The 26,649-nt window shown below is 39.8% G+C and carries 27 protein-coding genes; 10 read left to right on the top strand and 17 right to left on the bottom strand.

The window, feature by feature from the left end:
- Positions 1-7 precede the first annotated feature (7 nt).
- Positions 8-3,004 carry an amidohydrolase family protein gene (locus WAO84_RS15575; RefSeq protein ID WP_340066969.1) on the bottom strand — a complete coding sequence of 999 codons (2,997 nt, stop codon included), beginning with the start codon at positions 3,002-3,004 and terminating at the stop codon, positions 8-10.
- A 105-nt stretch (positions 3,005-3,109) separates the two neighbouring features.
- Positions 3,110-4,177 carry a DUF3810 domain-containing protein gene (locus WAO84_RS15570; RefSeq protein WP_340066967.1) on the bottom strand — a complete coding sequence of 356 codons (1,068 nt, stop codon included), beginning with the start codon at positions 4,175-4,177 and terminating at the stop codon, positions 3,110-3,112.
- A 72-nt stretch (positions 4,178-4,249) separates the two neighbouring features.
- On the opposite strand from WAO84_RS15570, the gene WAO84_RS15565 reads away from it, so the two are divergent.
- Entirely contained in the window at positions 4,250-5,710 is a 1,461-nt protein-coding gene (locus tag WAO84_RS15565; protein ID WP_340066966.1) for an aminoacyl-histidine dipeptidase, read from the top strand.
- 31 nt (positions 5,711-5,741) lie between these two features.
- On the opposite strand, the gene WAO84_RS15560 is transcribed toward WAO84_RS15565, so the two are convergent.
- The 3 genes from WAO84_RS15560 to WAO84_RS15550 are packed head-to-tail and all read right to left on the bottom strand — an operon-like array spanning position 5,742 to position 8,458.
- The gene (locus tag WAO84_RS15560) at positions 5,742-6,863 is read right to left on the bottom strand and encodes a peptidylprolyl isomerase (RefSeq protein ID WP_340066964.1); all 1,122 of its coding nucleotides are present in this window, start codon (positions 6,861-6,863) and stop codon (positions 5,742-5,744) included.
- A gap of 24 nt (positions 6,864-6,887) precedes the next feature.
- On the bottom strand, positions 6,888-7,442 hold the full coding sequence (gene gldI, locus WAO84_RS15555) for a gliding motility-associated peptidyl-prolyl isomerase GldI (RefSeq protein WP_340066963.1): 555 nt from the start codon (positions 7,440-7,442) through the stop codon (positions 6,888-6,890).
- A complete protein-coding gene (locus WAO84_RS15550) occupies positions 7,439-8,458 on the bottom strand; it encodes a DHH family phosphoesterase (protein WP_340066962.1) in 1,020 nt (339 codons plus the stop codon). Before WAO84_RS15550 ends, gldI begins: the two co-directional genes overlap by 4 nt.
- A 72-nt stretch (positions 8,459-8,530) precedes the next feature.
- Here WAO84_RS15550 and WAO84_RS15545 point away from each other — a divergent pair, with 72 nt between their 5' ends.
- Positions 8,531-9,568, top strand: coding sequence for an alkaline phosphatase D family protein (locus tag WAO84_RS15545; RefSeq protein ID WP_340066961.1), 1,038 nt, complete (start codon positions 8,531-8,533; stop codon positions 9,566-9,568).
- A 52-nt stretch (positions 9,569-9,620) separates the two neighbouring features.
- Entirely contained in the window at positions 9,621-10,040 is a 420-nt protein-coding gene (locus WAO84_RS15540; protein WP_340066959.1) for a nucleoside-diphosphate kinase, read from the top strand.
- 78 nt (positions 10,041-10,118) lie between these two features.
- Here WAO84_RS15540 and WAO84_RS15535 read toward each other — a convergent pair whose 3' ends face one another.
- Genes WAO84_RS15535 through recF form a run of 3 tightly spaced genes read right to left on the bottom strand, consistent with a single transcriptional unit; the run spans position 10,119 to position 11,916 of the window.
- Positions 10,119-10,415, bottom strand: a complete 297-nt coding sequence (locus WAO84_RS15535) for a DciA family protein (RefSeq protein ID WP_340066958.1) — start codon at positions 10,413-10,415, stop codon at positions 10,119-10,121.
- Positions 10,415-10,840: a hypothetical protein gene (locus WAO84_RS15530; protein ID WP_340066957.1), complete on the bottom strand. Its 426-nt coding sequence runs from the start codon at positions 10,838-10,840 to the stop codon at positions 10,415-10,417. The genes WAO84_RS15535 and WAO84_RS15530 overlap by 1 nt, the downstream gene beginning before the upstream one ends.
- The gene (gene recF, locus WAO84_RS15525) at positions 10,837-11,916 is read right to left on the bottom strand and encodes a DNA replication/repair protein RecF (protein ID WP_340066956.1); all 1,080 of its coding nucleotides are present in this window, start codon (positions 11,914-11,916) and stop codon (positions 10,837-10,839) included. The genes WAO84_RS15530 and recF overlap by 4 nt, the downstream gene beginning before the upstream one ends.
- Before the next feature lie 133 nt (positions 11,917-12,049).
- Here recF and WAO84_RS15520 point away from each other — a divergent pair, with 133 nt between their 5' ends.
- The 7 genes from WAO84_RS15520 to WAO84_RS15490 all read left to right on the top strand — a co-directional run bounded on the left by WAO84_RS15520 (position 12,050) and on the right by WAO84_RS15490 (position 18,311).
- Entirely contained in the window at positions 12,050-12,814 is a 765-nt protein-coding gene (locus tag WAO84_RS15520) for a tetratricopeptide repeat protein (RefSeq protein WP_340066954.1), read from the top strand.
- Positions 12,814-13,299, top strand: coding sequence for a 6,7-dimethyl-8-ribityllumazine synthase (ribH, locus tag WAO84_RS15515; protein ID WP_340066953.1), 486 nt, complete (start codon positions 12,814-12,816; stop codon positions 13,297-13,299). The genes WAO84_RS15520 and ribH overlap by 1 nt, the downstream gene beginning before the upstream one ends.
- Positions 13,300-13,513: 214 nt before the next feature.
- The gene (locus WAO84_RS15510) at positions 13,514-13,807 is read left to right on the top strand and encodes a hypothetical protein (protein WP_340066951.1); all 294 of its coding nucleotides are present in this window, start codon (positions 13,514-13,516) and stop codon (positions 13,805-13,807) included.
- The gene (gene mutL / locus WAO84_RS15505; protein ID WP_340066950.1) at positions 13,807-15,675 is read left to right on the top strand and encodes a DNA mismatch repair endonuclease MutL; all 1,869 of its coding nucleotides are present in this window, start codon (positions 13,807-13,809) and stop codon (positions 15,673-15,675) included. The genes WAO84_RS15510 and mutL overlap by 1 nt, the downstream gene beginning before the upstream one ends.
- Positions 15,676-16,401, top strand: a complete 726-nt coding sequence (locus WAO84_RS15500; protein WP_340066949.1) for a rhomboid family intramembrane serine protease — start codon at positions 15,676-15,678, stop codon at positions 16,399-16,401.
- Complete coding sequence (locus tag WAO84_RS15495) at positions 16,398-17,282, top strand: rhomboid family intramembrane serine protease (RefSeq protein ID WP_340066948.1); 885 nt, start codon at positions 16,398-16,400, stop codon at positions 17,280-17,282. The genes WAO84_RS15500 and WAO84_RS15495 overlap by 4 nt, the downstream gene beginning before the upstream one ends.
- A gap of 3 nt (positions 17,283-17,285) precedes the next feature.
- A complete protein-coding gene (locus tag WAO84_RS15490; protein ID WP_340066947.1) occupies positions 17,286-18,311 on the top strand; it encodes an endonuclease/exonuclease/phosphatase family protein in 1,026 nt (341 codons plus the stop codon).
- On the opposite strand, the gene WAO84_RS15485 is transcribed toward WAO84_RS15490, so the two are convergent.
- The 9 genes from WAO84_RS15485 to WAO84_RS15445 all read right to left on the bottom strand — a co-directional run bounded on the left by WAO84_RS15485 (position 18,275) and on the right by WAO84_RS15445 (position 26,567).
- Positions 18,275-18,619, bottom strand: coding sequence for a DUF6122 family protein (locus WAO84_RS15485; RefSeq protein WP_340066946.1), 345 nt, complete (start codon positions 18,617-18,619; stop codon positions 18,275-18,277). The two genes, WAO84_RS15490 and WAO84_RS15485, sit on opposite strands and share 37 nt — an antisense overlap.
- A complete protein-coding gene (locus WAO84_RS15480) occupies positions 18,620-19,249 on the bottom strand; it encodes a WbqC family protein (RefSeq protein WP_340066945.1) in 630 nt (209 codons plus the stop codon).
- Between the two features lie 3 nt (positions 19,250-19,252).
- Complete coding sequence (lepB, locus tag WAO84_RS15475; protein WP_340066943.1) at positions 19,253-20,809, bottom strand: signal peptidase I; 1,557 nt, start codon at positions 20,807-20,809, stop codon at positions 19,253-19,255.
- Positions 20,810-20,880: 71 nt separating this feature from the next.
- Positions 20,881-21,585: a 4-hydroxy-tetrahydrodipicolinate reductase gene (gene dapB / locus WAO84_RS15470; protein ID WP_340066942.1), complete on the bottom strand. Its 705-nt coding sequence runs from the start codon at positions 21,583-21,585 to the stop codon at positions 20,881-20,883.
- 9 nt (positions 21,586-21,594) lie between these two features.
- Positions 21,595-22,185: a DUF5683 domain-containing protein gene (locus WAO84_RS15465; RefSeq protein WP_340066940.1), complete on the bottom strand. Its 591-nt coding sequence runs from the start codon at positions 22,183-22,185 to the stop codon at positions 21,595-21,597.
- Positions 22,185-23,087, bottom strand: coding sequence for a ParB/RepB/Spo0J family partition protein (locus WAO84_RS15460; RefSeq protein WP_340066939.1), 903 nt, complete (start codon positions 23,085-23,087; stop codon positions 22,185-22,187). Before WAO84_RS15460 ends, WAO84_RS15465 begins: the two co-directional genes overlap by 1 nt.
- Entirely contained in the window at positions 23,088-23,861 is a 774-nt protein-coding gene (locus WAO84_RS15455) for a ParA family protein (RefSeq protein WP_340066938.1), read from the bottom strand.
- A gap of 122 nt (positions 23,862-23,983) precedes the next feature.
- Entirely contained in the window at positions 23,984-24,865 is an 882-nt protein-coding gene (locus WAO84_RS15450; protein WP_340066937.1) for an SDR family oxidoreductase, read from the bottom strand.
- Positions 24,866-24,917: 52 nt separating this feature from the next.
- On the bottom strand, positions 24,918-26,567 hold the full coding sequence (locus tag WAO84_RS15445) for an alpha-amylase family glycosyl hydrolase (protein ID WP_340066934.1): 1,650 nt from the start codon (positions 26,565-26,567) through the stop codon (positions 24,918-24,920).
- Between the last annotated feature and the right edge of the window lie 82 nt (positions 26,568-26,649).

The raw sequence follows: 26,649 nt of genomic DNA, 5'->3' as shown, positions 1-26,649 counted from the left end.
TTAATTTTTAAAGTGAGTCACAGTGCAGATGTCTTTTTTCCTTTTTCTCGGGTGTTCGGGTTTTCATACCTTTATTTTTGGCCCGTATCATCATATTCACAAGTGTATTGCGTTCTTCTTCGATCCTGGCAAGCTGATTATCTATTTGTGAAGAATCGTAGTAAATAACGCCTTCTATCATGGTTTTTTCAGCAACGGCATAAACAGACAGGGGGTGATCGCTCCACAATACCAGATCTGCATCTTTGCCGGTTTTTATACTCCCGGTCCTATCGTCCAGGTGAAGCATTTTTGCAGGATTAAGGGTGACAAATTTCCAGGCTTCTTCTTCAGGAACACCTCCATACTTAACGGCTTTGGCAGCTTCCTGGTTCAATCTTCTGGACATTTCGGCATCATCTGAGTTAATGGCTACGAGTACCCCTTCACGGTGCATGATAGCGGCATTGTAAGGAATGGCATCATTCACTTCGTATTTGTAAGCCCACCAGTCTGAAAAGGTGGAACCTGCCACACCATGAGCTGCCATTTTATCGGCTACTTTATACCCTTCGAGAATATGGGTAAATGTATTTACGTTAAAATTAAATTTTTCTGCCACTTTCATAAGCATATTGATCTCACTTTGTACATATGAGTGGCAGGAAATAAAGCGTTCTTTGTTTATAATCTCTGCGATGGTGTGTAGTTCTTCGTCATACCGGGGAGCTTTTGTTCTTGCTTTTTGTCGTGTGGAAAGGGCTTCATAGGCATCCCATTTTTCGTTGTATTCTTTTGCTCTTTGAAAATAGTCTATAAAAACCTGCTCAACACCCATACGGCTTTGCGGAAAACGGTTATAACTGGACCAGTTAGATTGTTTAACATTCTCTCCCAATGCAAATTTTATAAATCCGAGAGCATTATCTATAAGCATTTCATCAGCATTTTCTCCCCATTTTAGTTTTATAAGGGCCGATCTTCCACCGATAGGATTTGCAGAGCCGTGCAGGATCTGTATGGTGGTTACACCACCTGAAAGATTGCGATAAATATCGATATCATCGGGTTCTACCACATCTTCTATGGTAACTTCGGCAGTTGAATTGTGTCCGGCTTCGTTTATACTGGCGGCTGCAATATGAGAATGCTCATCAATAATTCCCGAAGTGAGATGCTTTCCGGAAGCATCTATGATACGGGCATCACTGGCCTCAAGATCTTTCCCGACAGCTTTTATCTTTCCGTTTACAACCCACACGTCTGCATTTTTAAGAATCCCTTCATTTTCATTGGTCCACACGGTGGCATTTTTGAAAAGGATATTTTGTTTTTCGGGCTTTTGGGAAAAACCGAAAGCTTTGTTTGGAAACGTAACCGGCATTACTTTGGGTACGGCAACGGCTTTTTCCTCATCACTCTTTTCGTTTTTCTCAGCGGCATCCTCTTTTCTTATAGCTTCCCAGGTAATTTCTTTTCCGTTGGTAAGGATGCCTTTTCCCAAAATTTTCTGGATATTGGTTACAGGTGCTGATAAACGAACAAAAGAAGCCTCTTTATCTGATGCCGGTGTAAAGAAAAGGTTAACCCATCCGTTGTTATAAGTGATCCCTGATTCAATCTTTACAGAGTCCTGCATTACTTTTACGGTGGGCTTTGAAAGTTTCCCGTTTATGGTAAGTTCATATGAGGTGCCTGCTACCGTAAGTTGATAGGTGCCTCTAATGTCTTTTACTGAAAAGTCATTGATTTGATGTTTTTGTCCCTGTACCCAGTTTTCATATAGAATGGTTTTTTCCTCAAAAATATCTCCCGAAGCGATAAGGAAATTAGCATTATATCCTACAGCCAGTTTCCCGAGTTGGTTTTCTCTTCCCATAAAAGCAGCCGGAATGGTAGTTAATGCGGCCAATGCTTGTTTTTTACTTAGACCGTATGCAATAGCCTTCTGCAAATGCGTATGAAAAGTGTTTAATTTTTTAAGACCGTCTGTAGTGAGTGCAAATTGTATATTACGCTCTTCCAGCAGTGCAGGATTGGAAGGCGCCTGGTTCCAGAATCGCATATCGGCCAGAGTAACTTTTGAAGCGTTATAAGGATCAGTAACATCATACGGCTTCGGGAAATTGATGGGTATGATATACCGTGCCCCGGTGTTTTCGATTTCCGTAATGCGTTCAAATTCGTCTCCGCCGCCTTTTATGATATAGTTAATTCCAAATTCATCACCTATCTTATCTGCCCGCAGGTTGTTGTATTTGCTTCCTGCATCAAATATTTGGGGGAGCTCGCGGTTTTTTAATACATTTTCAATGGCGAGATCTTTGGTGTTAGCATTGCCTTTTTCGTACCATGCGGCATCGTGATAGAACTGACGAAGCAGTGCCATAGCTCCCATGAGAGAAGTAGGGTATCTTTGGGGAGAAGTAACACTTTTTTTAAAAGAAAGGTGCTGTGCAGCGTTTTGGTCCAAAATTCTCTTTCCGTTATCTGCTTCGGTATTGAGAGCAACCAGAACGCTGGTACCTCTTATAATACCGTCGTGTATATGTGTATTCACTACACCAAAACCTGCTTTGAGAAATTCTTCAGCTTTCTTTTCGTTAAAACTAAATTTTTCAATGGCCTTTTTTTCGGGCATAATGTGGTCATTCCAATAATACCCTTCGCGGGTAGCATCGTATTGAACCGTGTTATTCCGGCTCCTTTTTTCAGAAGGCTTGGCTACCCCAAAATCAGTGTACAGGTCTATAAAAGAAGGGTATATATATTTACCCTTAAGGTCAATGACCACACAATTTTCTGGTAATGAAACATTAGCACCTACTGCTTCTATCGTATTCTTTTTGATAAGAAGGGTCGCATTATCAAGGGTTTCCCCGGGAGCGGTATATATTTTTGCGTTGATGAAGGCAGTATAATGATGATCTTCTGTTTTAACACCATCATTTTTAGGAAAATAATCCTGGGCGGCACCCAGGTAAAAGCACCATATTATGGTGAGAAAGGATAATTTTCTTTTCATTTCTTCTGGAAGGGTTAGTTAAAAAGTCCTAAAGTTAATAGAAAATCAAAACCCTGCGCAGGAATAAATGTTAATTGTGAATTGAATTGGTCATGGAAAACGTAGCTATAGCACATGCTTTTTATGGTAATTTATCAATAAGGCTACCACATAATTATAGCTTTTAATTCCGTCTTTTTGATTATTGGCTTTAAGAAATGTATTAAATGAACTTTTAAATGCAGGTTCTGCGGGATTTTCATATTTCTTCCAGAAACGGGCCACTTCAATATAATTCTTTATGATGCCGGGGTTAATAAGTGTATTCATTTCCCTGAATAAATTCTCATCACGGTGACGTAACTCTCCCAGGCAATACCGAAGACTGTACACATAACCGGAATATTGAAAATAAATATCCTGATTGTTCACTGCAGCCAGATATCCTATAAAATTGGCTTCATTTTCAGCCGAGTATCCAATTTGATGTGCCTGTTCATGACAACTTACCGTAGGATATTTATAACTAAATGCGAGGCTGTTTACCTGTGCTTCATTAGTAAAAGGGTTTAAATACCCGCCATATCCCATATATGTTAATGCTTTACTGTATAGAGAAGACTTTATACTTTTATGTTTGTATGAAAATCCCGGAATTTTGTTACCCAGAACAGCAAAACCATCCATCGTTTTATCGTAGATCTGCCTGTGCGTATAGGGGATGGTTACCATAAGTGTGTCATTATCCGTAATTTTAAGATGTAACTCATTGCTTTTTTCAATAAGACGCTTTGTAAAAGATACCAGATCTTCTGTTGTATAGTCTTCGCTAATGTTTAAAGTATTGCTTATGGGTAACCGGTAGTAGTTCATTCCCCAAAAGAGGTGAAATACAAAATATACGATAGATAATACTACAAATACTTCCCGGAAAAAGTTACGTGTTTCGAAGAAAAACATACGGCCCTTTAGAATAAGAAAACGTATAATAAGCAGAGCTGCAATGGTATAAAAGATATCACCCACCGAGAAGGGTATCCACCCAAACATAATTCTGAAAACACCTGATATCCAGGGATATATCCCGTTGCTGTAATAGGTTTCAATAAGATCCGGATATCTCGCAAGTATCTTTACCACAACTATTTGTGGCAAAATGGAAAGAGCGATCAGGGTTTTCATCCGCTTGGTCATTCGCCAAAAATAATTAAATAAATGGTATTGTAAGGTTCTATATGTACATTTGTAACGTTTAATACATGTAATATGAATAAAGAAATACGCTTGCTTGCGCCTGCAGAGATCTGGAGCAATTTTGCAGACCTGAATGCGGTGCCCAGGCCTTCAAAAAAAGAAGAGAGAGTCATCGAGTTTATAATGAATTTTGGTAAGAAACTTCAACTGGAAACCATTCGCGATACTGTTGGGAACGTGATTATACGAAAACCGGCAACACCCGGTATGGAAAATCGTAAAAAAGTAGTTTTACAATCACATTTGGATATGGTGCATCAAAAAAATGCAGATACTGAATTTGATTTCGAAAACCAGGGAATAGAAATGTATGTAGAAAAAGGATGGGTAAAAGCAAAAGGTACTACTCTGGGAGCCGATAACGGATTGGGAGTAGCTACCATTATGGCTGTTTTGGAAAGCAATGATCTTCCTCATCCCGCTATCGAAGCATTATTTACTATAGATGAGGAAACCGGTATGACAGGAGCCATGCACTTAGAAGGCGGTTTGCTGGAAGGTGAGATATTACTCAATCTGGACACGGAAGAAGATGATGAGATTGATATAGGTTGTGCAGGCGGGGTTGACATTACCGCTATTAGAACATATCGCGAAGAAGAGGTACCCGAGGGAACAATAGCCTATGCTATCACCGTAAAAGGACTTCGTGGCGGACACAGCGGTATGGATATTCATCTGGGACTGGGAAATGCCAATAAAATTATGAACCGGCTCTTGTTTGAAGGTTTCGAGCAGTTTGGCCTTCGCATTGCGCAAATAGACGGCGGAGGGCTGCGAAATGCCATACCCAGAGAAAGTTTTGCAGTAGTTGTGGTAGATACACCACAAAAAGATGCTTTTGTTTATGAATTTACAGAACTTGCCGAAATTATTAAGAAAGAACTGGCCTCTACCGAGCCTTCACTTGCAATTGAAGTAAAGGAAACAAATGCTCCGAAAGCGATCATGGAACTTGGTGTTCAGGAGGGGTTAACCAGAGCTTTATACGCTGCCTTAAATGGCGTATATGCTATGAGTGCGACAATGGATGGGTTGGTTGAAACTTCTAATAATATAGCCAGGGTATATGCAGATAGTGGAAAAATACAGGTTAGTTGTCTTACCCGCTCTTCAGTAGAATCGGCTAAGGCAGACCTGGCGAACAGTTTAAGAGCAGCCTTTGAACTGGCAGGGTTTGAGGTAACCTATAGTGGAGATTACCCGGGATGGACCCCCAATATCAAATCGCCTATTCTACAGGTACTCAAACAAAAGTACGTACAGTTGTTTGAGAGTGAACCTCGTGTAGTAGCGTGTCATGCCGGACTGGAATGTGGTATTTTAGGACAGCATTATCCTGAAATGGACATGATAAGTTTTGGGCCTAATATAAAAGGAGCACATTCTCCTGATGAGCGGGCAGAAATTGCATCGGTAGAGAAATTCTGGACTTTTACCAAAGCTATTTTGGAGAGCATACCTGAAAAATAAAAAAGAGCCCGATCGGGCTCTTTTTTATTTGTTATTTAGTACTTATAATTTCCAGTATCTCAATATCGAAGAAAAGATTGGCTGACGGAGGGATGGGGCCATAGCCACTGGGGCCGTAGCCCAGGTGTGATGGAATAAATATACGGACTTTATCACCTACCCGCATTTCAGAAAGCCCTTCTTTAAAACCGGCAACAAGAGGTGATTCCGGTCCATAAAGCATCTTTGCGGGCTCAAAGTTACCTCTGCGCATTTTAGCAAATTCCTGATACTTATTATACCTTTTCGCTACCTCTTCCCAACTGGTATCAAACAAAGTACCATCTTTTTCCAGGAACCCTGCATAATTTACAGCAACAAACTGACCATTTACAGGCTTTTCTCCTTCTCCCTTTTTAAAGTAATACATCTTTAAGCCACTGGGCAATTCTTTTGCCTGTTCTTTCTGGTTTTTCACTTCAGCGAGTAAATCGTCAATCGCTTTTTTAGCTTTTTCTTCTCTTTTGGCTACTCCGTCAAAATAAGATTTGAGTATTTCCGGAGCGTCAAAAGCCTTTGCATCCTTTCCATTCTGAATACAAACTACATTGTCAATAGTCACTTTTTCTATCGGTCTGTCTGCGTTCCCTGTTTCTACATTGGCTATAGAATCTACCACTTCCATACCTTTCACTACTTCACCAAACACTGTATGCCTTCCGTTAAGATGAGGAGTAGGAGCATGGGTAATAAAGAACTGACTTCCGTTGGTGTTGGGTCCGGCATTTGCCATAGAGAGTATTCCGGGTTTATCGTGAGTAAGGCTGTCAACTATTTCATCTTCAAACCGGTACCCGGGATTTCCCCTGCCATTACCGGCACGATCGCCTCCCTGAATCATGAAGTCTTTAATAACTCTGTGAAACGTGACACCGTTATAGTATTTCACTTTCTTGAGGCTATCTGCCACATAAGCATTGGTTCCTTCTGCAAGGGTTATAAAATTTGCTACAGTTACGGGCGTTTCTTTATAGGTCAGCTTTACAATAATATCTCCTTTGTTGGTCTGGATATCTGCAAAAACTCCTTCTCCCAATACTTTGTAGTCTTTGTTTCCGCAGCCCAAGACTATAAAAAGCAAGCCAATAAATGCTAAAAACTTGAGGTTTTTCATAATATTAGTAATAGTTAAATTAGTTTAGTTTATACTGTCTTTATAACGATCGATAATTTCATGTAATGTTACTGTAGAAATGAGCGGAAAATTAGTGCCTATTTTATTTTCGTCACCATGATATCCATATCCCATGGCAGAAGGTAATAAAAAAGTAACAGTTTCTCCTTCTTTCATAAGCTTTACACCCGTTCGCAATCCCGGAAAGAGTGCTTCTTTATCAATTTTAAACACAATTTCACCTATTTCCTGATGGGTGTATAAGGTGTCTTGGTTAAATGTTCTAATATCATAAGTTATTTTTACTATGTCGTTCTCTACAGGAGTATGGGTAGCTTCAGTTACCTGACTATTGTAATAGTACCAGTACCCGTTTGATGAATTATGATAGGTATGCTCCGGATGGGCATCCATGTATTTTTTGATGAGGTTTTCTTCAAATGCCAGTAATTGTTTATTGCGTTCTACAGATTCTTTAAAAAAGGTTCCGGATCTTGAAGAGACAGGATGTCTGGGTTCGGGTTCTTTACAGGAAACGAAACAAATGATCGTAAGAAGCAGGATAACCTTTTTTTTCATGAATTGTGTAATTTGGTTACATATTCAGGCAATATGCTTTTAAAATAGTCTGTAGTCTGTTTGATAGGGAGGTCACTTCGTCCTCCGGCTGCATTAACATGCCCCCCTCCGTTAAAATGCTTTCTGGCAAATTCATTCACATCAAAACTTCCTTTGGAGCGAAGAGAGATCTTTATATATCCTTCTTCTGCATTTTCAATGAAAATTACAGAGAAAACAATATTTTTAAGGGATAGGCCGTAGTTTACAAAGCCCTCGGTATCTCCTTTTTTAAATTGATGTTGTTCCAGTTCACGGCTGGAAAGCGTAATAAACACCGTTCTGTAATTCTCCAGAAATATAAGGTTGCTGAGCGCACACCCTAATAGTTGCAATTTATTAACAGAATTGGTATCATACACCTGATTGTGTATATAGGCATTACGTGCTCCTTTATCAATAAGCGTTGCAATGACCCGGTGTGTGGTGCTTGTGGTAGAAGGAAACCTGAAGGAACCGGTATCGGTCATAATACCCATGTAAAGGCAGGTAGCAATGTTCTCTTCTATTAATGGCAACGCCCCCCATTCTTCTAAAAAGTTAAATACCATTTCACAGGTAGAACTCATAGAGGTGTCAGAATACATAAATTTTGCATAGCTGTCTGGCTGCTGATGGTGATCTATCATCACAAAAGTTGCATCGCAGTTTTCAAGTACCGGTTTCATCTCTTCAATCCGCGAGAAAGAATTAAAATCTACGGTAAAGATATAATGGGCCTCTGTAAGAAGCTCTGTAGCTTTTTGTTTATTACTGTCAAATTTAACAATGGTTTCTTCACCCGGTACCCACTTCAAAAAATCAGGATAGTCGTTTGGGCTTACTACCGTCGCCTTATGTCCGGAATTGGTAAAGAAATGCCATAATGCCAGAGAAGAACCAACAGCATCCCCATCTGGATTTCTATGAGGAACAATAACTATTTTTCTGGGGGTTTCCAGCTCCTTTTTCAGGATGTCTGAATCATTCATTTTCATAGGCGGCTAAGATACAATTTTATAATATAGAATTAATGTAGGAATCGCTACATTTACCGAAAACTTAAAAGAATGAAGTATTTTTTATATGGAGCCCTCTATCTCCTGGTTTCATGCGGTTCCCAAAAGAAAGGAGAAATCAAAACCTCTGAAAAAACACCTAAAACCACAGCAGATTTTACCATCGCTTTTGGATCTTGCAATAAGGCTGAGGTACCTAACCTCTTATGGGATGATATTTTGTCGCAAAACCCGGATATTTGGATATGGGGAGGTGACAATGTGTATGCAGATACAGACAATATGCAAAAAATGAAAGCACATTACGATGCGCAAAAGGCAGTTGAAAATTACAAAAAACTTACTGAAACCGTAGCAATTCACGGTACCTGGGATGATCATGATTACGGACTGAATGATGGAGGTGTAGAATTTCATGCTAAAAAGGAAAGCCAAAAAGAACTTCTGGACTTTTTAGAAGTACCTGAAAATGATATTCGAAGAACCCGGGAAGGTGTATATTACCATAAAGATTTTAAGCATACAAACGGAAGCCTTCGGCTTATTGTATTGGATACCCGCTATTTTAGGACTCCCCTTACCGAGGATAACGAAACAAAAAAACGCTATAAACCCAATGCTTATGGGAAAGGGACCTTGCTGGGTAAGGCACAGTGGGAATGGTTAGAGCAAGTATTACAATCATCTAAAGCAGATTTCAATATCATTGTAAGTAGTGTACAAGTGCTTTCTCATGAGCATGGTTATGAAACCTGGGGTAATTTTCCACACGAAGTGGATAAGCTTATGAGGATTATTGAGAACAGTGACGCCAAAGGTGTAATAGCTCTGTCTGGGGACAGACATATATCTGATTTTTCAAAAATGCCTTTAAAAAAGAAAAAATATCCTTTTATCGATTTTACTTCCAGCGGGCTTACTCATGCGGCAACCAATAATAAAGGAGAACCTAACAAGTACCGTGTGGGGGCATTGGTTAACCAGATTTCGTATGGCTTATTGCGCTTTTATTATGAGAGTGGTGAAGTGGTTATGGAAATGCGGGGTGACAACGGAGTATTACAGCAGTCGTTAAAGCAGCACTATTAACCCTTGTTTTTATCAGTAAAAGCCTTACTTTTGCGCAAATTTTAAAAGACTAATGGCAACAAACAGAACATTTACCATGATCAAGCCGGATGCTGTTGAAAACGGACATATCGGTGCAATACTTGAAAAAATAACATCTGCCGGTTTCAAGATCGTAGCTATGAAATACACACAGTTAAGCAAAAGAGATGCAGAAGCGTTTTATGCAATTCATAAAGAACGCCCTTTCTTTGGTGAATTAGTGACCTTTATGACACGAGGCCCTATTGTGGCTGCTATTCTTGAGAAAGAAAATGCAGTAGAAGATTTTAGGACCCTGATAGGTGCTACCAACCCTGCTGAAGCTGCCGAAGGTACTATACGTAAATTATATGCTACCTCTATTGGTGAGAACGCAGTACATGGTTCGGATAGTGATGAGAATGCCGCTATTGAAGGTGCTTTTCATTTTTCGGGAAGAGAAATATATTAAAGTCAAGCTTTAGAAAAAGTATCAGGGAGCGTATTACGCTCCCTTTTTGTTTTCCATTTTCCTGAAAATAAAACGATTTTATAAAAAGACAATTTTCCTGATGAGATCCCTTCCCAGTTCTTCGTTTACCATTTTTATAATTTTTTCCTTTCCGTAACTCAACTCTTCCCTTAATACCGATGAGGTAAGTGTAACGTACAGCGTTTCATTTCTAAAAGTAAGGTCCTTTACATAATTGTGAACCGTATTGCCCATAAGTTGTTTCCACGCTTCTTTCACGTCAATTTGGTCCATGCCTTTTTGAAGGCCGTTTTCCTTAATGAAACTTTGAAGCGCTTCTCCAAGAGACATATGTTCGCTTTTTCTAATGGGCATTATGGAGTTATATTAATTTTTTCAAAACGTTGGTAATAGTAAGTAATACCGGCTGCATTTACAACTACCAGTTCTTTCTCGTTAAGTTTTATTATAGTTTCGGTCCATTTATCTAACAGGGTTTTATAATGAATCTGTAAACCGTTTTCAGCATCTGAGGTCAATTTAAAATTTTCAGTATCATCTGTAGTATAGAAGTTTCCGGTAAGTGTAGGCTGCATTTTTTTTCGATAGCCCACACTGTCATTTAGCAGTTCAAAATAATCTATATTCGTGTTCACGGTATATTCTTTTACAGAGCCGTCAGGGAGCTGAACTTTTTGGATCTCCCAGTAGCCTGATAACTCCCTGATGTGCTCCTTTGGGTTATTCCGGCATCCGGCAAGTATTATGCTTACCAATGCAATGACAAAGACTTTTTTCATAAGTGAAATATGGTATAGGTTTGATGTATTTTTTTTACTACTGCTTCCGTACGGTCTGCATGGGTGTCACTTATAAACAACTGCCCGTAATTTGAATCATCTACCAGTTTAATGATCTGCGCTACCCGGTTTTCATCAAGTTTATCAAAAATATCATCGAGCAAAAGGATAGGGGCAAATCCTGCTTTTTCTTTTACAAAATCAAACTGCGCAAGTTTTAAAGCAATAAGATACGATTTTTGTTGTCCCTGGCTGCCAAACTTTTTTATTGGATACCCGTTAATGGTAAAAAGAAGGTCGTCCTTGTGAATACCCTGACTGGTGTATTGCAGAGCCCTGTCTTTAGAGAGGGATTGTACTAAAAGTTCTGATAACGGAGCGGTCTTTAACTGACTTTCATATGACACCGAGACCGTTTCATGTTCGCCTGAAATAGCGCTGTAGCGTTCCTGAAAAACCGGTGCAAAACTCTCTAAAAATGCTTTTCTGGTATTATATATCTGGTTTCCCAGGGCATCCATCTGCTCATTATACACTCCAAGAGTAGTAGCATCAAAAGTATTATTTAAAGCAAAATACTTGAGAAGTGAATTGCGTTGCGATAGAACCTTATGGTAGCGCACCAGATCGTTTAGATACGCTTTGTCTGATTGTGAAATAACACTATCGATAAAACGCCTGCGGGTCTCACTGCCGTCAATAATCAGATCGCGATCGGCCGGTGAAACAATGACCACCGGAATAAAACCTACATGTTCAGATAACTTTTCATAAGCTTTCCCATTACGCTTTATTATTTTTTTCTGGCCTTTTTTCAGGCTGCATATAATGCGTTCTTCCTGTCCGGACCTTTCAAATGCCCCATCAATCACATAAAAAGGCTCTCCGTGTTTGATATTTTGTGAGGAAACAGGATTAAAGTAACTTTTCCCAAAAGAAAGAGTATAAATAGCATCCAGTATGTTTGTTTTCCCTACGCCGTTGTTTCCCACCAGACAGTTGATCTTCTTGTCAAAATCAAATGATTTTGAAGCAAAGCTTTTATAATTGACCAGTGAGAGTTTTTTTAAAAACATTACTTGAAAAAACAGATGAAACGGTTTATAGAAACTATATATGAAAATTATCGCAAATTATTGAAATTTATCAAAAGAATAGCCTTTTCCTTTTCAAATAATATTTTATTTTTGCGGGCACAAACAGACAACTATGGCAACGTATAAAAGAAGAGGTAATAAACCCGTCGGAAAGCAGGAAAGAGAGCAGCAGGAGCAAAAGGAAAGTACCACTGCTGAAGTATTTAGCACGCTAGACGAAAGCGCCTCTAAAACAGAAGAGTGGGTAGCCAGAAACCAAAAATATATTATTGGCTTCATTGCCGTTATAGCTGTTGGTGTACTAGGATATTTGGGATATAATGAATTTATAGTAAAACCTAAAGAAGTAGAGGCTTCCAATGAGCTGTACTTCGCACAGCAATATTTTGAAAAAGCACTTAATACGGCAGATAGTGATTCTCTTTACAACCTGGCACTTACCGGGGCAGAAGGCAAATACGGTTTGCTTGATATAATTGATATTTATGGAGGTACCGATGCTGCGAATCTGGCACATTACAGTGCAGGTATGGCTTATCTCAATACAGGAAAATATGATAAAGCTATTGAGCACCTTCAAGAGTTTTCTTCAGATGATGCTATGCTGGGCCCCATTGCAAAAGGCGGTATAGGAGATGCGTTTAATCAACTGAACCAGCCGGAAGAGGCCCTTAGTTATTACGAGCAGGCTTTTAAAAGAGGAACAAATGATTTCGTGATTCCCAGATATTTAATGAAAGCCGCCCTTACGGCTATGAGCCTTTCAGATTATAAAAAGGCACATACCTACTTCACCCGTATTAAAGAAGAGTTTCCTTCCAGCCCGCAGGCAAACGGTATAGATACCTATATCGGTAAAGTGGAAAACATGAAATAATGGCCACCGAAAACAAAAATCTCTCGGCATACGATAAATCTACCATTCCCAGTGCGCGCGGTTTGCGTTTTGGGATCGTGGTATCTGAATGGAACTCGAATATTACTGAAGCATTGTGTAAAGGTGCCATAGATACCTTAACAGATTGTGGAGCCGAAGCAAATACAATTATCCGGTGGGACGTTCCCGGAAGTTTTGAACTCGTTTTCGGGTGTAGAAAAATAATTGAGAAGCACCAACCAGATGCCGTTATTGCCATTGGAAGTGTAATACAGGGAGAAACCCGCCATTTTGACTTTGTTTGTGAGGCCGTTGCACAGGGTATTAAAGACGTAAATGTTACAGGAAAAGTACCTGTAATTTTCTGTGTACTAACCGATAATACGTTACAACAAGCCATTGATAGAAGTGGCGGAAAGCATGGTAACAAAGGTACCGAAGCAGCTATCGCAGCCATAAAAATGGCCGTTTTAGGCAAAAAATAACTCTGATAAGTGTATTACAAGGCTTCTGATTAGCTCGTGGCATTGTTTTTGATAATTTTTGCAAATAAAGAGATATAGTAAGCTTTGCTACAGGAAAACCTTTAAGTTCCTACCTCAAAAAACTACTTAATTACTGTTTTGTTAACATTTTTTAAGGCATGTAAAACGGCTATATCTGCTATTTTAAGTAATTTTGAATTAATATCAGAGCGTCATGAAACTTCCAACTCTTTTTAGACAACAAGGCAATAAAACGTTTAATTATACTCCTCGTTATTATAACGAAAGAAAAGAACGGTTGGAAAATCTCATGCAGAAAAAAGATATAAGGCAGGATGAGGACTATTTTAGAGGGTATCGTAAAAAGAGTTATCGAGAAGACTGGAAATCTGCCCGAAATTCAAAAGCAGATAAAGACAGCCGTATTCGTTTTTACGTCATATTGGCTTTCCTGCTTATGTTTGCTCTTGCCGCACTTAAATACATTAACTTAGACAAACTTTTTTAATGTCAGATATCATTCAGCTTTTACCCGACCATGTGGCAAACCAAATTGCCGCAGGAGAGGTAGTACAGCGGCCTGCGTCAGTTGTGAAAGAATTGCTTGAGAATGCCATAGATGCCAACGCTACCGCTATCAAACTTATCGTAAAAGATGGTGGAAAAACGCTGGTACAGGTAATTGATAATGGCTTGGGTATGAGTGTTACAGATGCCCGGCTTAGTTTTGAAAGGCATGCCACTTCCAAAATACGTTTGGCTGAAGATCTTTTTCAAATACATACCAAAGGGTTCAGAGGAGAAGCATTGGCTTCCATAGCGGCCATAGCCCATGTAGAAATGAATACCCGGCAACCAGATTCTCAGGATCTGGGTACACGCTTGCGAATAGAAGGCAGTAAAGTAATTGCTCAGGAACCGGTAGTAACACCGGTAGGCACCTCAGTTGCGGTAAAAAACCTTTTTTTTAACATCCCTGCTCGTAGAAATTTTTTAAAATCAGATACAGTAGAGTTGCGTCATATCATCGATGAATTTCAAAGAGTAGCCCTGGCACACCCTTCAACACATTTTGAAATGTACCATAACGGAAATGAGCTGTTTGATCTCCCTATTTCCAATTTGCGCCAACGTATTGTACATGTTTTCGGGAGTAAGACCAATGAAAAACTGGTGCCTGTAAATGAAGAAACCGAAGTGGTCACCATACAAGGCTTTATAGGAAAACCGCAATTTGCAAGAAAGAGCAGAGGTGAGCAATTTTTCTTTGTAAACAACCGCTTCATTAAAAGCCCGTATCTTCACCACGCACTCATGGCAGCTTATGAAGGGCTTATTAAAGACCAGAACTATCCGCCCTATTATTTATACCTGGAGGTAGATCCTAAATCAGTTGATATTAACATTCATCCTACAAAAACCGAGATTAAATTTGATGATGAGCATACTATTTATGCTATTTTAAAAGCTACGGTCAAACATAGCCTGGGGCAGTTTAACGTGACACCCGTACTTGATTTTGAAAGAGATGCCAACCTCGATACGCCTTATAGATACAAAGATAAAGAGGCCAGTGTACCTTCCATAGAGGTTGATAGGAATTTTAATCCTTTTGCAGAGGGTGAAGACCGTAAAGAAAGGCGCTCTTCCATACCCTCGGGAAGAAGTTTTAAAAAAGAGTCAGCAGGTAACTGGGAGAGTCTTTATGTAACCCTCAATACAGATACAGCAGGAGCATCCGGTTTTAGCTCAGTAGAATTTGAATCAGAAGAGGTCTCGGGAGACCTGTTTGATGAAAGTACTACATCGGTTCAAATAACACCCACCTTTCAGTTACATCGCAAATATATTATCACTACCATTAAATCGGGAATAGTAGCTATTGATCAAAATCGTGCGCATCAACGTGTATTGTATGAACAATACCTTAAAAATATAACTGTAAAAGAAGCCTTGAGCCAACAGTTGCTTTTTCCACTTACCGTATCGTTCTCCAAAACCGATATGACCTTGCTAAAAGAAGTAAAACAGAGCCTGGAATATACCGGTTTTGCTTTTTCAATAATAAATGAAGAATCTGTTGAAATAACAGGGATACCCACGAATATTAATGAAAGTGATGTATCTGTTATTCTGGAAGGGTTATTGACAGATCTAAAAAACGAAGTACCTGATGGTGGTTTTTCCCAGATAGATACCCTCGCTAAAACACTTAGCAAATCAATGGCCGTAAAAACAGGAGAGCTTTTAGAGCAGGCCTCTCAGGAGGCATTAGTAAACAATCTTTTTGCCTGTAAAGAACCGGGTTTGTCGCCTTTTAAAAAACCAGTTTATACAACCATTACCATAGATGAACTGGATAAAAAATTTATGTAGATGCTTAAATTAACAGATGCTGTAAAGCACATACTTATCATAAATATACTTTTTTTCATAGCCACTCAGATCTATGGAGAGTACATGTATCAATTATTCTCGCTTTGGTTTCCCAAAAATGAGAATTTTGCCTTATGGCAAATAGCTTCGCACATGTTTATGCACGGTGGTTTTATGCATATTCTTTTCAATATGTATGCTTTATGGGCCTTTGGTGCTCCGCTCGAACAAATGTGGGGGCGTAACAAGTTCCTTTTCTTTTATCTTTCGGCAGGATTAGGGGCAGCACTTATTCATACCGGGGTAAATTATTATTATTTTAATGAGGGCTATCAGCAACTTATAAATTCGGGAGTTTCAGACGCTGCTATTAATGAGTTTTTAAATACTCCTACCAGGTATATGCGGGCCGATCTCGTTTCTATGTATGAAGCGTATAATGTACCGGCAGTAGGAGCTTCGGGAGCCATATATGGTATATTGGTAGCATTTGCCATGATGTTTCCCAATTCAGAACTCTTTCTTATTTTTATACCGTTCCCTATCAAAGCTAAGTACTTTATACCGGTATTGATAGGTTTAGATCTGTTTTCCGGAGTAACAGGATATTCTATTTTCGGGTCCGGGATAGCGCATTTTGCGCATGTAGGGGGTGCCCTTTTTGGATTTATTATGATGTGGTACTGGAAAAAGAGCCAGTTTAAAAATAACCGTTGGGATCTATGAGTGTGAGAAATGATTTAAGATATCGGTTTGCAATGCTTTCGGTTGCCGAAAAGCTAATTTTCATCAACGCATTGGTGTATATACTAAGCGGGCTCATTGTGTTTTTGTTTAAACTCTCCAATTACACAGTATCACAATGGTTCCATCTGCCTACCAACTTTATGGAATTCCTGGTAAAACCGTGGACACTGATTACGTATTCTTTTTTTCACGGAGGATTCTTTCATGTGCTCTTCAATATGATTCTCCTGTATTTTTCCGGGAGGATCTTTTTAAATCTTTATGGTAACCGCAGGTTTTTAAATGTATATTTTTTAGGAGCTATGGCCGGCGGGCTGGTTTTCCTGATAAGTTATAACCTTTTCCCTGTTTTTCTGGAGACCAATACCTACCTTATAGGCGCTTCGGCCGCTGTTATGGCTGTGCTCATTTTTGTATGTACCTATATCCCCAACCAGGAAGTACGTATTATTTTCTTCAACGTAAAGCTATGGTACATAGGGGTGTTTTTTGTTCTGCTAGATCTCATCCAGATCCCCATAAGTAACCCGGGGGGGCACCTGGCCCATTTGGGAGGAGCTTTTTTGGGATATATTTATGCCAGAAAACTAGGTGAAGGTAAAGATATTGGTGCCTGGTTTGGTAATGCAGTAGCCTCATTTGGCAGGTGGTTTAAACCATCAAAAAAGAAACCCCTGCGCACCGTGCACAGAAAAAAAGTGAAAACAGAGGCACGCCCCTATGCAAATTCTCAGCAAAGGCGCTCCGAAGATATTCATCAACAAAAAATAGATGCTATTCTGGATAAGATAAGCAAGAGTGGTTATGAAAGTCTGTCTAAAGAAGAAAAAGACTATCTGTTTCAGGCAGGGAAAGATTAATACATGAAAAATCTGGGGTTTTTAAACAAAATTGTTTTTTTGGTTAACGTAGCGTTTGCCACACTATTACTTTTTTCATATGCCCTGCCTTTTGTATTTCCTAAAAGCTTTCCTTCCCTTTCGGTATTCAGTTTAACAGTTCCTATACTCATTCTCGTAAATATCCTGTTTTTAATATATTGGTTGCTGCGCCTTAAAAAGCAATTATTCCTGTCGCTGGTGATACTTGTGTTAGGGTACAACCACATACTTTCTTTTTACAGATTACCGGTGGGCAGCAGTGTTTCTGAGGAAAACCCCGGAGCTTTTTCAGTAATGAGTTATAATGTACGTTTGTTTAATCGTTATGAATGGATACCGGAGAAAGGTATAGATGGCAAAATACTGGATTTTCTCAGAAAAGAATCACCTGATGTTCTCTGTCTTCAGGAGTTTTATTATGAAAAGGAAGATATGTTCTCCCAATATACCTATCGTTATATCAGGTACAAAACAAAGAACCAGAAAACCGGACAGGCTATTTTTTCTAAGTTTCCTATTGTAAACAGAGGCTCTCTGGAGTTTCCCAATACAGGCAATAATGCTATTTTTGCCGACATCGTTAATAAAGATGACACCATTCGCGTTTACAACCTGCATCTCGAGTCGTTGCGTATTAACCCTGAAAAAGAAGTTACACAGGAAGAGTCCGAACGTATGTTCAAGAGAATGGGTCTTTCCTTCACCATACAACAAAATCAAGCAGAGTTATTTAAAAAGCACAACGCACAATGCCCTTTTCCTAAAATTGTATGTGGAGATTTTAACAATACTCAGTATTCCAATATTTATCGGCAGGTGCGCGGCGACATGAAAGATACTTTTGAGGAGGCCGGTAAGGGTTTTGGGCGTACATTTAATTTTAAATACTTTCCAGTTCGTATTGATTTTATTCTGGCAGATCCTGAAATAGATGTGCTCACACATACTACTTTTTCGCAGGTGTATTCTGATCATTTTCCCATTGCGGCCACATTGGTCTCACCATAAAAAAGCATGAGGCAGTCTGCGGTATCTGCTAAAATATGAATAAGAAGCGCCAATCCTAAAATACGTGTTTTTTTAAAAGCGAAAAGCAGAGCATAAATACATATGGCTTCATACGAGTGTAGTGGGTGGTAATTAATACTACATCTATTGGGGTCAAACACGGGAGAAGCCAGTATGTGATCTATATCAATAACAATTCCTGCTAAAAGTACCAAAGCTGTTTTGAAGAAACGATCTCTGAAAAAAAGAAAGCTTATTAAAAACGGAAAAGCAAAATGTAAGCCGTAATGAATAATGCTGCGTATCATTTACAAACACTTTTGGCGCTCTAAATAGAGTACTGTCTGAGGCCCTTCATTAAAAAGAAGGTCTAATATGCTCAGGTTTTCAAGAAAACCGTGTTTTGTCTCAAAGACCTGTGTATAAGGATCAAAGTCTTTGGGTTGTGTGCTTTTGGCATCAATAAGGTGCCTCAGATCTGTGAGCCCTGCAGACGTCACTGTATTTTCATACGCAGTGGTGGTTTGATAAGAAAAATCGAGATCAAGGCAGGAACAGATGAGACGAATACTCTCTTTGGTAAGATCCATCAAAAAAAGATGTTCCTTTTGAAAAAAGGGAGCCAGCTCATCTTCATAAAATTCAAAAAACGGGGACGTACGGTAGGCAGTTTGAAGGGTTTTCCAGTGTTGTTTCTGCCAGTGAAAGTTGTTTTCTATTTGTACTTTCTTGTGTTTTTGGTGTCCGGTGGCATTTTTAGCGTGTTTTACAGGCACAGTAAGTGCCTGCTTACCGTTTGGACCATATATATAGGTACGGTTCCGATAGGTTTGTTTTTGATAATTATCACATACTTCAAGAACCACCTGCCTGGCCTGAACCATAGCTACAAAGTGAGCTATGGAGGGGAAATAAGAGGGATGAAGCAAAACTTTCAAAAGCTACGCTTTTTTACGTTTCTTGCGAAAGAAATCAAAAATAAACCAGGCAATGAGTACTATAATGAAATACTTAAAATAGGATACAGGTTTCCCACTGCCTCCCACGGTGGTAAACAGTCTCTCAAACCGTATTTTATTGCCAATTCCCTGTGCAAAGCTATCCCAGCTAAACCAAATAAATACAGGCTTACCCACTACGTGGTCAAAAGGCACAAACCCCCAGAAACGGCTATCTTCAGAGTTGTGCCGATTATCACCCATCATCCAGTAATAATCTTGTTTAAAGGTATAGGAAGTAGCTTTTTCACCATTAATCCGTATCTCATTGCCATTTACTTCCAGTGAGTTCCCTTCATATTCTTCTATGATCCTGCGGTACAAAGGTAAAACGCGTGTATTTATGGTAACCGTCTTACCGGCTTCAGGGATATAAACAGGGCCAAAATTGTCATTGTTCCACGGAAATTCGGGAGAATGAGGGAAAATAGCTTTGTCATACTCTCCTTCGGGAACAATATCTCTTTGAAGTTTAGATACTTTGGGATTCTTCTCAAGCCTCTCGGCGGCTTCTTCGGTAAGAGACCTGAAATAATACGTATTTGAAGAAGTGGGGCCGGCATCACCTGGCCGTACACCAAATCGTGTGTACAAATAATTGGCATTAAAACGGGATCCGTCGGTTTCTGCAAAATATGAGAATTGAAGTTTGGCACGGTCAGGAAGTTCAGACTTTTTTCCGTTTATATATACATAGCCATCTCTTAACTCCAGAGAGTCTCCTGCTATCCCTACGCATCTTTTTACATAATTAGATCTTTTATCGACAGGTTTTTGGACATGAATCCCGGAGCGGTCCCTAAAAAAACGCACGGTGTCTGTAGGCCAGTTAAACACAACGATGTCATTTCGTTTAACTTTTTGAAAACCGGGAATCCTCATATAAGGGAGTTGAGGTTTGCTGAGATACGACCGGGTACCTATTAAAGGAATAGAGTCATGTACCATGGGAAGGGCCACCGGCGTCATTGGTGGACGTGCACCGTAATGAAACTTGCTTACAAAAAGGAAATCACCTACCAGAAGGGTTTTTTCAAGGGATGGGGTAGGGATTACATAGGGCTGCATAACATAATTATGTACCAGAGTTGCTGCTACTACAGCAAAAATGATAGCCCCTGTCCACCCGCTAACTGATTTCAGGATCGCCTGATTGTCTTTTCCAAGATACTTGGTAGAAGAAGCGTAATTTACGTATATCAGGAACAGGAATACGGTAACGTAGGCATAAAACGTGTACCGTTTTTTGCGATAGCCAAATACGTGCAGCCATTCATATATCAGTACCACTGATATTATATTTCCAATAACGGGAACAAAGAGAAGAATAACCCACCACCAGGGCCTTTCAATAATTTTGAGGAGGATCACTATGTTGTAGAAGGGTATAAAGGCTTCCCAAAGCTGCCGTCCTGCTTTCACATATCCTCTCCAGAATATAACACCGTGTATAATTCCGGTTACAGCAATGAGATACACAAAAAACTTAACTAATTCCATATTTTATGATTATCTTTTTTTAACAAGTTATAAGTTTAAAACTAAACCATTCGTTACGCCCGCCTGGGTTTTTAACCAAGATTTAACACATCTTTCATAGTATATACCCCTTTTTTGCCAAACAACCATTCTGCTGCTACTACCGCACCCAAAGCAAAGCCTTCTCTGTTATGGGCCATGTGCTTTATCTCTATAGTATCTACGGTACTTTCGTAAGTAACCGTATGAGTACCGGGTACTTCCGGAATTCTTTGGGCACTTATGGGTATTTCATTTTGGGCGGGATCTTGCAATTTCCAGTTTGTATAGTTTGGAGAATGCTTTATAATACTTTCTGCAAGTGTAATAGCGGTACCGCTGGGTGCATCCAGCTTCTGGGTATGATGTATTTCTTCGAGATGTACCCTGTACTGTTCTAATTGTGCCATTATTCGGGCAAGGTAATTGTTAAGTTCAAAAAAAACATTCACACCAAGACTAAAATTGGAAGCGTAAATAAAGGCGCCTCCCATTTTTTTACACAAGGCTACTGCCTGTTCATACTTATCCAGCCATCCGGTAGTACCGGAAATGACGGGGGTATTTTGTTTAAAGCATTGAGTAATATTCTCAAAAGCGGCATCGGGTAAACTGAAATCTATAGCAACATCTATCGCTTCGAGACTGAAGTCTTTCGTTTCTTTATTAACGATGAGTGCAATTTCATGGCCCCTTTTTATAGCTATTTGTTCGATGGCCTTTCCCATTTTTCCGTATCCTAAAAGAGCTATTTTCATAAGCGAAATTTAAAAGGTATATGATACTGAAAAACCAAATCCTGACCTGAAATTAACCCCGTCCTGGTAAATAACGGGTTTGAAGGTAAGGTTTTCATCTACGTTAAACTGTTGCAGGTGTGCATCTACATTGGCATCAATAATATTTAAAATATAAAGTCCAACGGTAACCATTAGGGATAATTCACGATTTCGTTGAAACACCTCCTGTGCATCCTGCAGTGCCTGATCGGAAAGATCCGGTCCGGAACCATCCCCGTTTATATCAAAGAACTCATCGTCTTCAAATCCTCCCAACCTACGTTTAAAAGCATCGCGATACCGGTTGTATTCATTGGTATTATCAATGTAAAAATACACACCGGTACCAATAGCTGCATATACCAGGGGTATTTTCCAGTAGCTTCTGTTGTACGCCTGTCCCAGACCCGGTAATATGGCAGAGTAAAAAGCTGCTTTACTGGGGGCCAGAGGATTTATTTTTCGGGATTTGAAAAGAATACTGTCATTAATAATAAGCGTGTCTTTCTGCTTTTTTTGAGCAGTCAGGGAAAAAACACAGAAAAAAAGGAAGAGAACAAAAATTTGTTTGCGGACCACTACTCAAAAAGTTTTTTAATCCGTATGAAGTCTTCTTTGGAGTGAAAAGGAATAATTAGTTTTCCTTTACCGTTCCTGCCTGCCCTGATCTCTACTTTCGTATCAAAATAACGGTTAATATCATCAAGACTTTGGGTGATATACTCCGGTGTACCGGGAGTGTTTTTTGAAGATTCGGCGGTTGCTCCCTGTGAGTTTTCCTGAAGCATTTTTACTCTTTTCTCAGTATCTCTTACAGATAGGCCCTGCGAGATAACCTGTTCGTAAAGTGCCAGTTGCTCATCACGATTTTCAATATTTATAAGAGCTCTGCCGTGCCCCATGCTCACAAAGCCATCTCTCATACCGGTTTGAACAATAGGGTCTAGCTTTAATAACCGTAAATAATTGGCTATGGTTGAGCGTTTTTTTCCCACACGCTCACTGAGCTGTTCTTGTGTGAGTTGTATTTCATCTATAAGCCGTTGGTAAGACAAGGCAATTTCTATGGGATCCAGGTCTTGTCTCTGAATATTTTCTACCAGTGCCATTTCCAGAGATTCCTGGTCATTGGCAATTCGAATATACGCAGGGATGGTTTTTAGCCCTACTAATTTTGAAGCTCTGAACCTACGTTCTCCCGATACTAGCTGATACGTGTTAAAGTCTATCTTCCGGACGGTAATAGGCTGGATTACTCCCAACTCTTTAATGGAAGAAGCCAGTTCATGAAGGGTTTCTTCATTGAAATTGGTCCTGGGCTGAAACGGATTTACTTCTATAGCTTCAATTTCCAGTTCTACAATGTTCCCTACTACTTTATCTGCATTCTTATCACTCACCGATTGAATATCGTTATCGGGATCTTTGAGTAATGCAGATAATCCTCTTCCTAATGCCTGTTTCCTGGTTGCCTTCGCCATTTATACTTTTTCCTTGTTTTTCTTTATGATCTCATGAGCCAAATTTAAATAATTTGCGGCTCCTTTACTGGTTGCATCGTAATTAATAATGGTTTCCCCAAAACTAGGGGCTTCACTTAAACGTACATTGCGTTGAATAATAGTTTCAAATACCATATCACTAAAATGCTTCTGTACTTCTTCTACCACCTGGTTAGAGAGTCGTAAGCGGGCGTCATACATAGTAAGCAGCAACCCTTCTATATCAAGATCAGGATTGTGGATTTTTTGCACACTTTTTATAGTGTTCAGCAATTTCCCGAGTCCTTCCAGTGCAAAATATTCACATTGTATGGGTATAATTACAGAATCGGCAGCTGTTAGTGCATTTAAAGTAAGGAGTCCTAATGAAGGTGCACAATCTATAAGAATATAGTCATATACTGTTTTTAGTTCCTCAATAGCGGTTTTCAACATATATTCTCTCCTGTCCTTATCTACCAGCTCAATTTCAATAGCTACAAGGTCAATATGTGCCGGAATGATATCCACATTGGGCGAATCACTTTTTTGAATGGCATCTTTGGCACTCAGGGTATGTTCTAATAGCTGATATGTGCCGGACTCCACATTTTCAACATCTATACCTAAACCTGAAGTAGCATTGGCCTGGGGGTCTGCATCTATGAGGAGTACTTTTTTCTCAAGTACTCCCAGGGAAGCGGCAAGATTGATTGTGGTGGTAGTTTTACCAACTCCGCCTTTTTGATTAGCAATAGCAATAATTTTGCCCATTATTCATTTGAGATTTAGAGAGGTAAAAATACAATTATTTGCGGGTTTTGAAAATGAATTTTGTCAACAGTTTTGGCTTTTGAGCGATGTTTACTACACCAGGGCGCACTTACCTGGTGGCACTATTTCTTATTTTTGCTTTTTATCATGGCTTCTAACATATCCCACATAGGCTCCGGCACGGCTTCCAGTAAATTAAATTGTCCTGCTCCTTTTAGCCACTCTCCGCCATCTATGGTTATTACTTCGCCGTTAATGTAAGCGGCAAAGTCAGATACGAGGTATGCGGCAAGATTGGCAAGTTCCTGGTGGTCTCCCACGCGTTTAAGAGGGACTTTTTTGGCCAGATCAAATTTCTCTTTAAGATCTCCGGGAAGTAATCGGTCCCATGCTCCTTTTGTAGGAAAAGGTCCCGGAGCAATAGCGTTGGAACGAATGTTGTATTTTGCCCATTCTACTGCCAGGCTACGGGTCATGGCCAGTACGCCTGCTTTTGCTGTGGCAGAGGGTACTACATAAGCAGAACCGGTCCATGCGTAAGTGGTTACAATATTAAGGATCACTGCATTTTGGGTTTTGTGATCTATCCAGTGTTTTCCAAAAGCCAGGGTGCAATTTTTAGAACCTTTTAATACAATATCTATAATGGTATCAAAAGCATTGGCTGAAAGCCTTTCTGTAGGAGAGATGAAGTTCCCGGCTGCATTGTTAAGAAGGATATCAACTTTACCATACGCATCAAGTGTATGTGCGAGCATGGTTTCTACCTGATCGTAGTGCCGTACATCACATTGAAGAGGAAGGCATTTTCCTCCGGTAAGGGTTTCGAGCTCTTTGGCGGTTTCGGTAAGGCGTTCCAGGTTTCTGGAAGTAATGGCTACTTCGGCACCCAGTTCCAGAAAGTATCGGGTCATAGCTTTACCAAGGCCGCTGCCTCCTCCAGTAATTACAATGGTTTTTCCTTTTAGGGCATCATCTCTAAGCATTTTGGCTGAATAATTCATAAAAGTTTGTTATAAGATTAAATCCGGTTTTACACTTCCGGAAATTGTGATTTTATATTTTCTCAAGTAACACAATTGAGAAAGATGAATTTATTTTTACTATACTATTTTGAACTACGGTTTCCTGACCGGAGTAAGCATCTCTAACCTTTGTGCCGTCTTTAAAACCATGATTAATATTAATTTCTTTGAGACCCTCGGGCGCATCGAGTACAATAATAACACGATCTGTTCCGGTTTCATGATCCAGAGATCGTTGAAAAATATAAGGGTCCAGGGCAAGTGTTTGATGTCTGCCACCCCCTATGGCGGGATGGTTTTTTCTGAATTGTCCTAATTTTTGGTAGTGATGGAGTATTTTTTGGGTTTCCAGGTCGTTAACTATGGATTCCCAGTTCATAAATGACCTGAGGTTGGCGTCTCCTGTGGCGCCTTCAATTTGGAGCGGACGTGCGGTCTCATCTCCGTAATACAGTTGCGAGGCGCCGGGAGCAAGTAAAAGTTTGTTGGCTGCTTCTATGGCTTTTTTGCGATCTTGGTCAAACGGACTCCCGTCATCATGAGATGAAAGGTAGTTAAGAACATACTTTCCGGGCATCTCTTTGTATAAAAGAGAATCATATTTCCGGAAGAGGGAATCATAGGGTTTAACAGCATCTTCTTTAAACTCAAAATTAATAAGGCTGTTAAAGCCATTTTCAAAATAGTTTTCTTTCTTATCTCCAAAATCGTAGGTCACGGTGTTGGATATTTTGTAGCCATATACTTCGCCTACCATGAAGAACTCATGGTTATCGAGTACTTTTTCAGGATGTGCCTGTTTCCATTGGGAAAATGCTATCTGAGCCTCTTTTTTAAGGTCTTTCCATACAAAGGCTTCGGTATGTTTAACGGTATCTACCCGAAAACCATCTACTCCCAGTTCTCTTATATAATCCGTCAGCCATTTAATGATATAATATCGTGGTGCCTTAGGGTATCCGGTGCGGTCAAAAAAGTCATTCAACTCTGCCAGTTCCTGGTCCAGTCTGCCTTCTTTTTCCCATTTGTTTATTAGTTGTTGTGGTAAATTTACAGAACGATCACTATCGGTACGAATATCGGGCAGATTAGCTACAAGAGTACAGGCTGTTGTAGATTCATAGCTGTCATAGGTACAGACAGGCTGTGTTCTTACCCAGGCTTCGGGAAATACGGGGTCTTCTTTAGTAACGGGACCGGTATGATTGATCACTACATCCAGTAAAATACGAATGTTGTGTGCATGTGCGGTTTGCACCAGCGCTCTCAGGTCTTCCATGGTTCCAAAATTGGGGTCTAAAGCGGTCCAGTCTTTGGTCCAGTAACCGTGATAAGCATAGGTATTACCGGTGCCTTCGTCTGTGGCACCGTGAATTTGTTCAACCACCGGGGTAAACCAGATGGCCTGGACACCTAATTTTGAAAAATAGCCTTCTTTTATTTTTCGGGTAATGCCTGCGAGGTCGCCTCCCATAAAATTTCTGAGATGCCCTGTTTTTTGCGTTCGCCCCAGTGTGAGGTCATTTTCCGGATTTTGATTGTAAAAACGATCGGTCAAGAGGAAATAAATATTTGCCGCTTCCCATAAAAATGGAGTAGTACTTCTGGTCCCGGAATCCTGGGATATGATAAATTGATTGTACAAAAGGCTGAAACAACAAAGAAAAAGTATATTTCGCATGATGGAAGATTCAAAAAGTATAAATCTAAACAAATAATGGGAACCTCTGAATTTTCTTCTTGAAAAAGAAAGGTATTAAAAA

This window comes from Ascidiimonas aurantiaca (assembly GCF_037646345.1).
Lineage (GTDB): Bacteria > Bacteroidota > Bacteroidia > Flavobacteriales > Flavobacteriaceae > Ascidiimonas > Ascidiimonas aurantiaca.
This window is presented reverse-complemented; position numbering and strand designations above follow the sequence as displayed.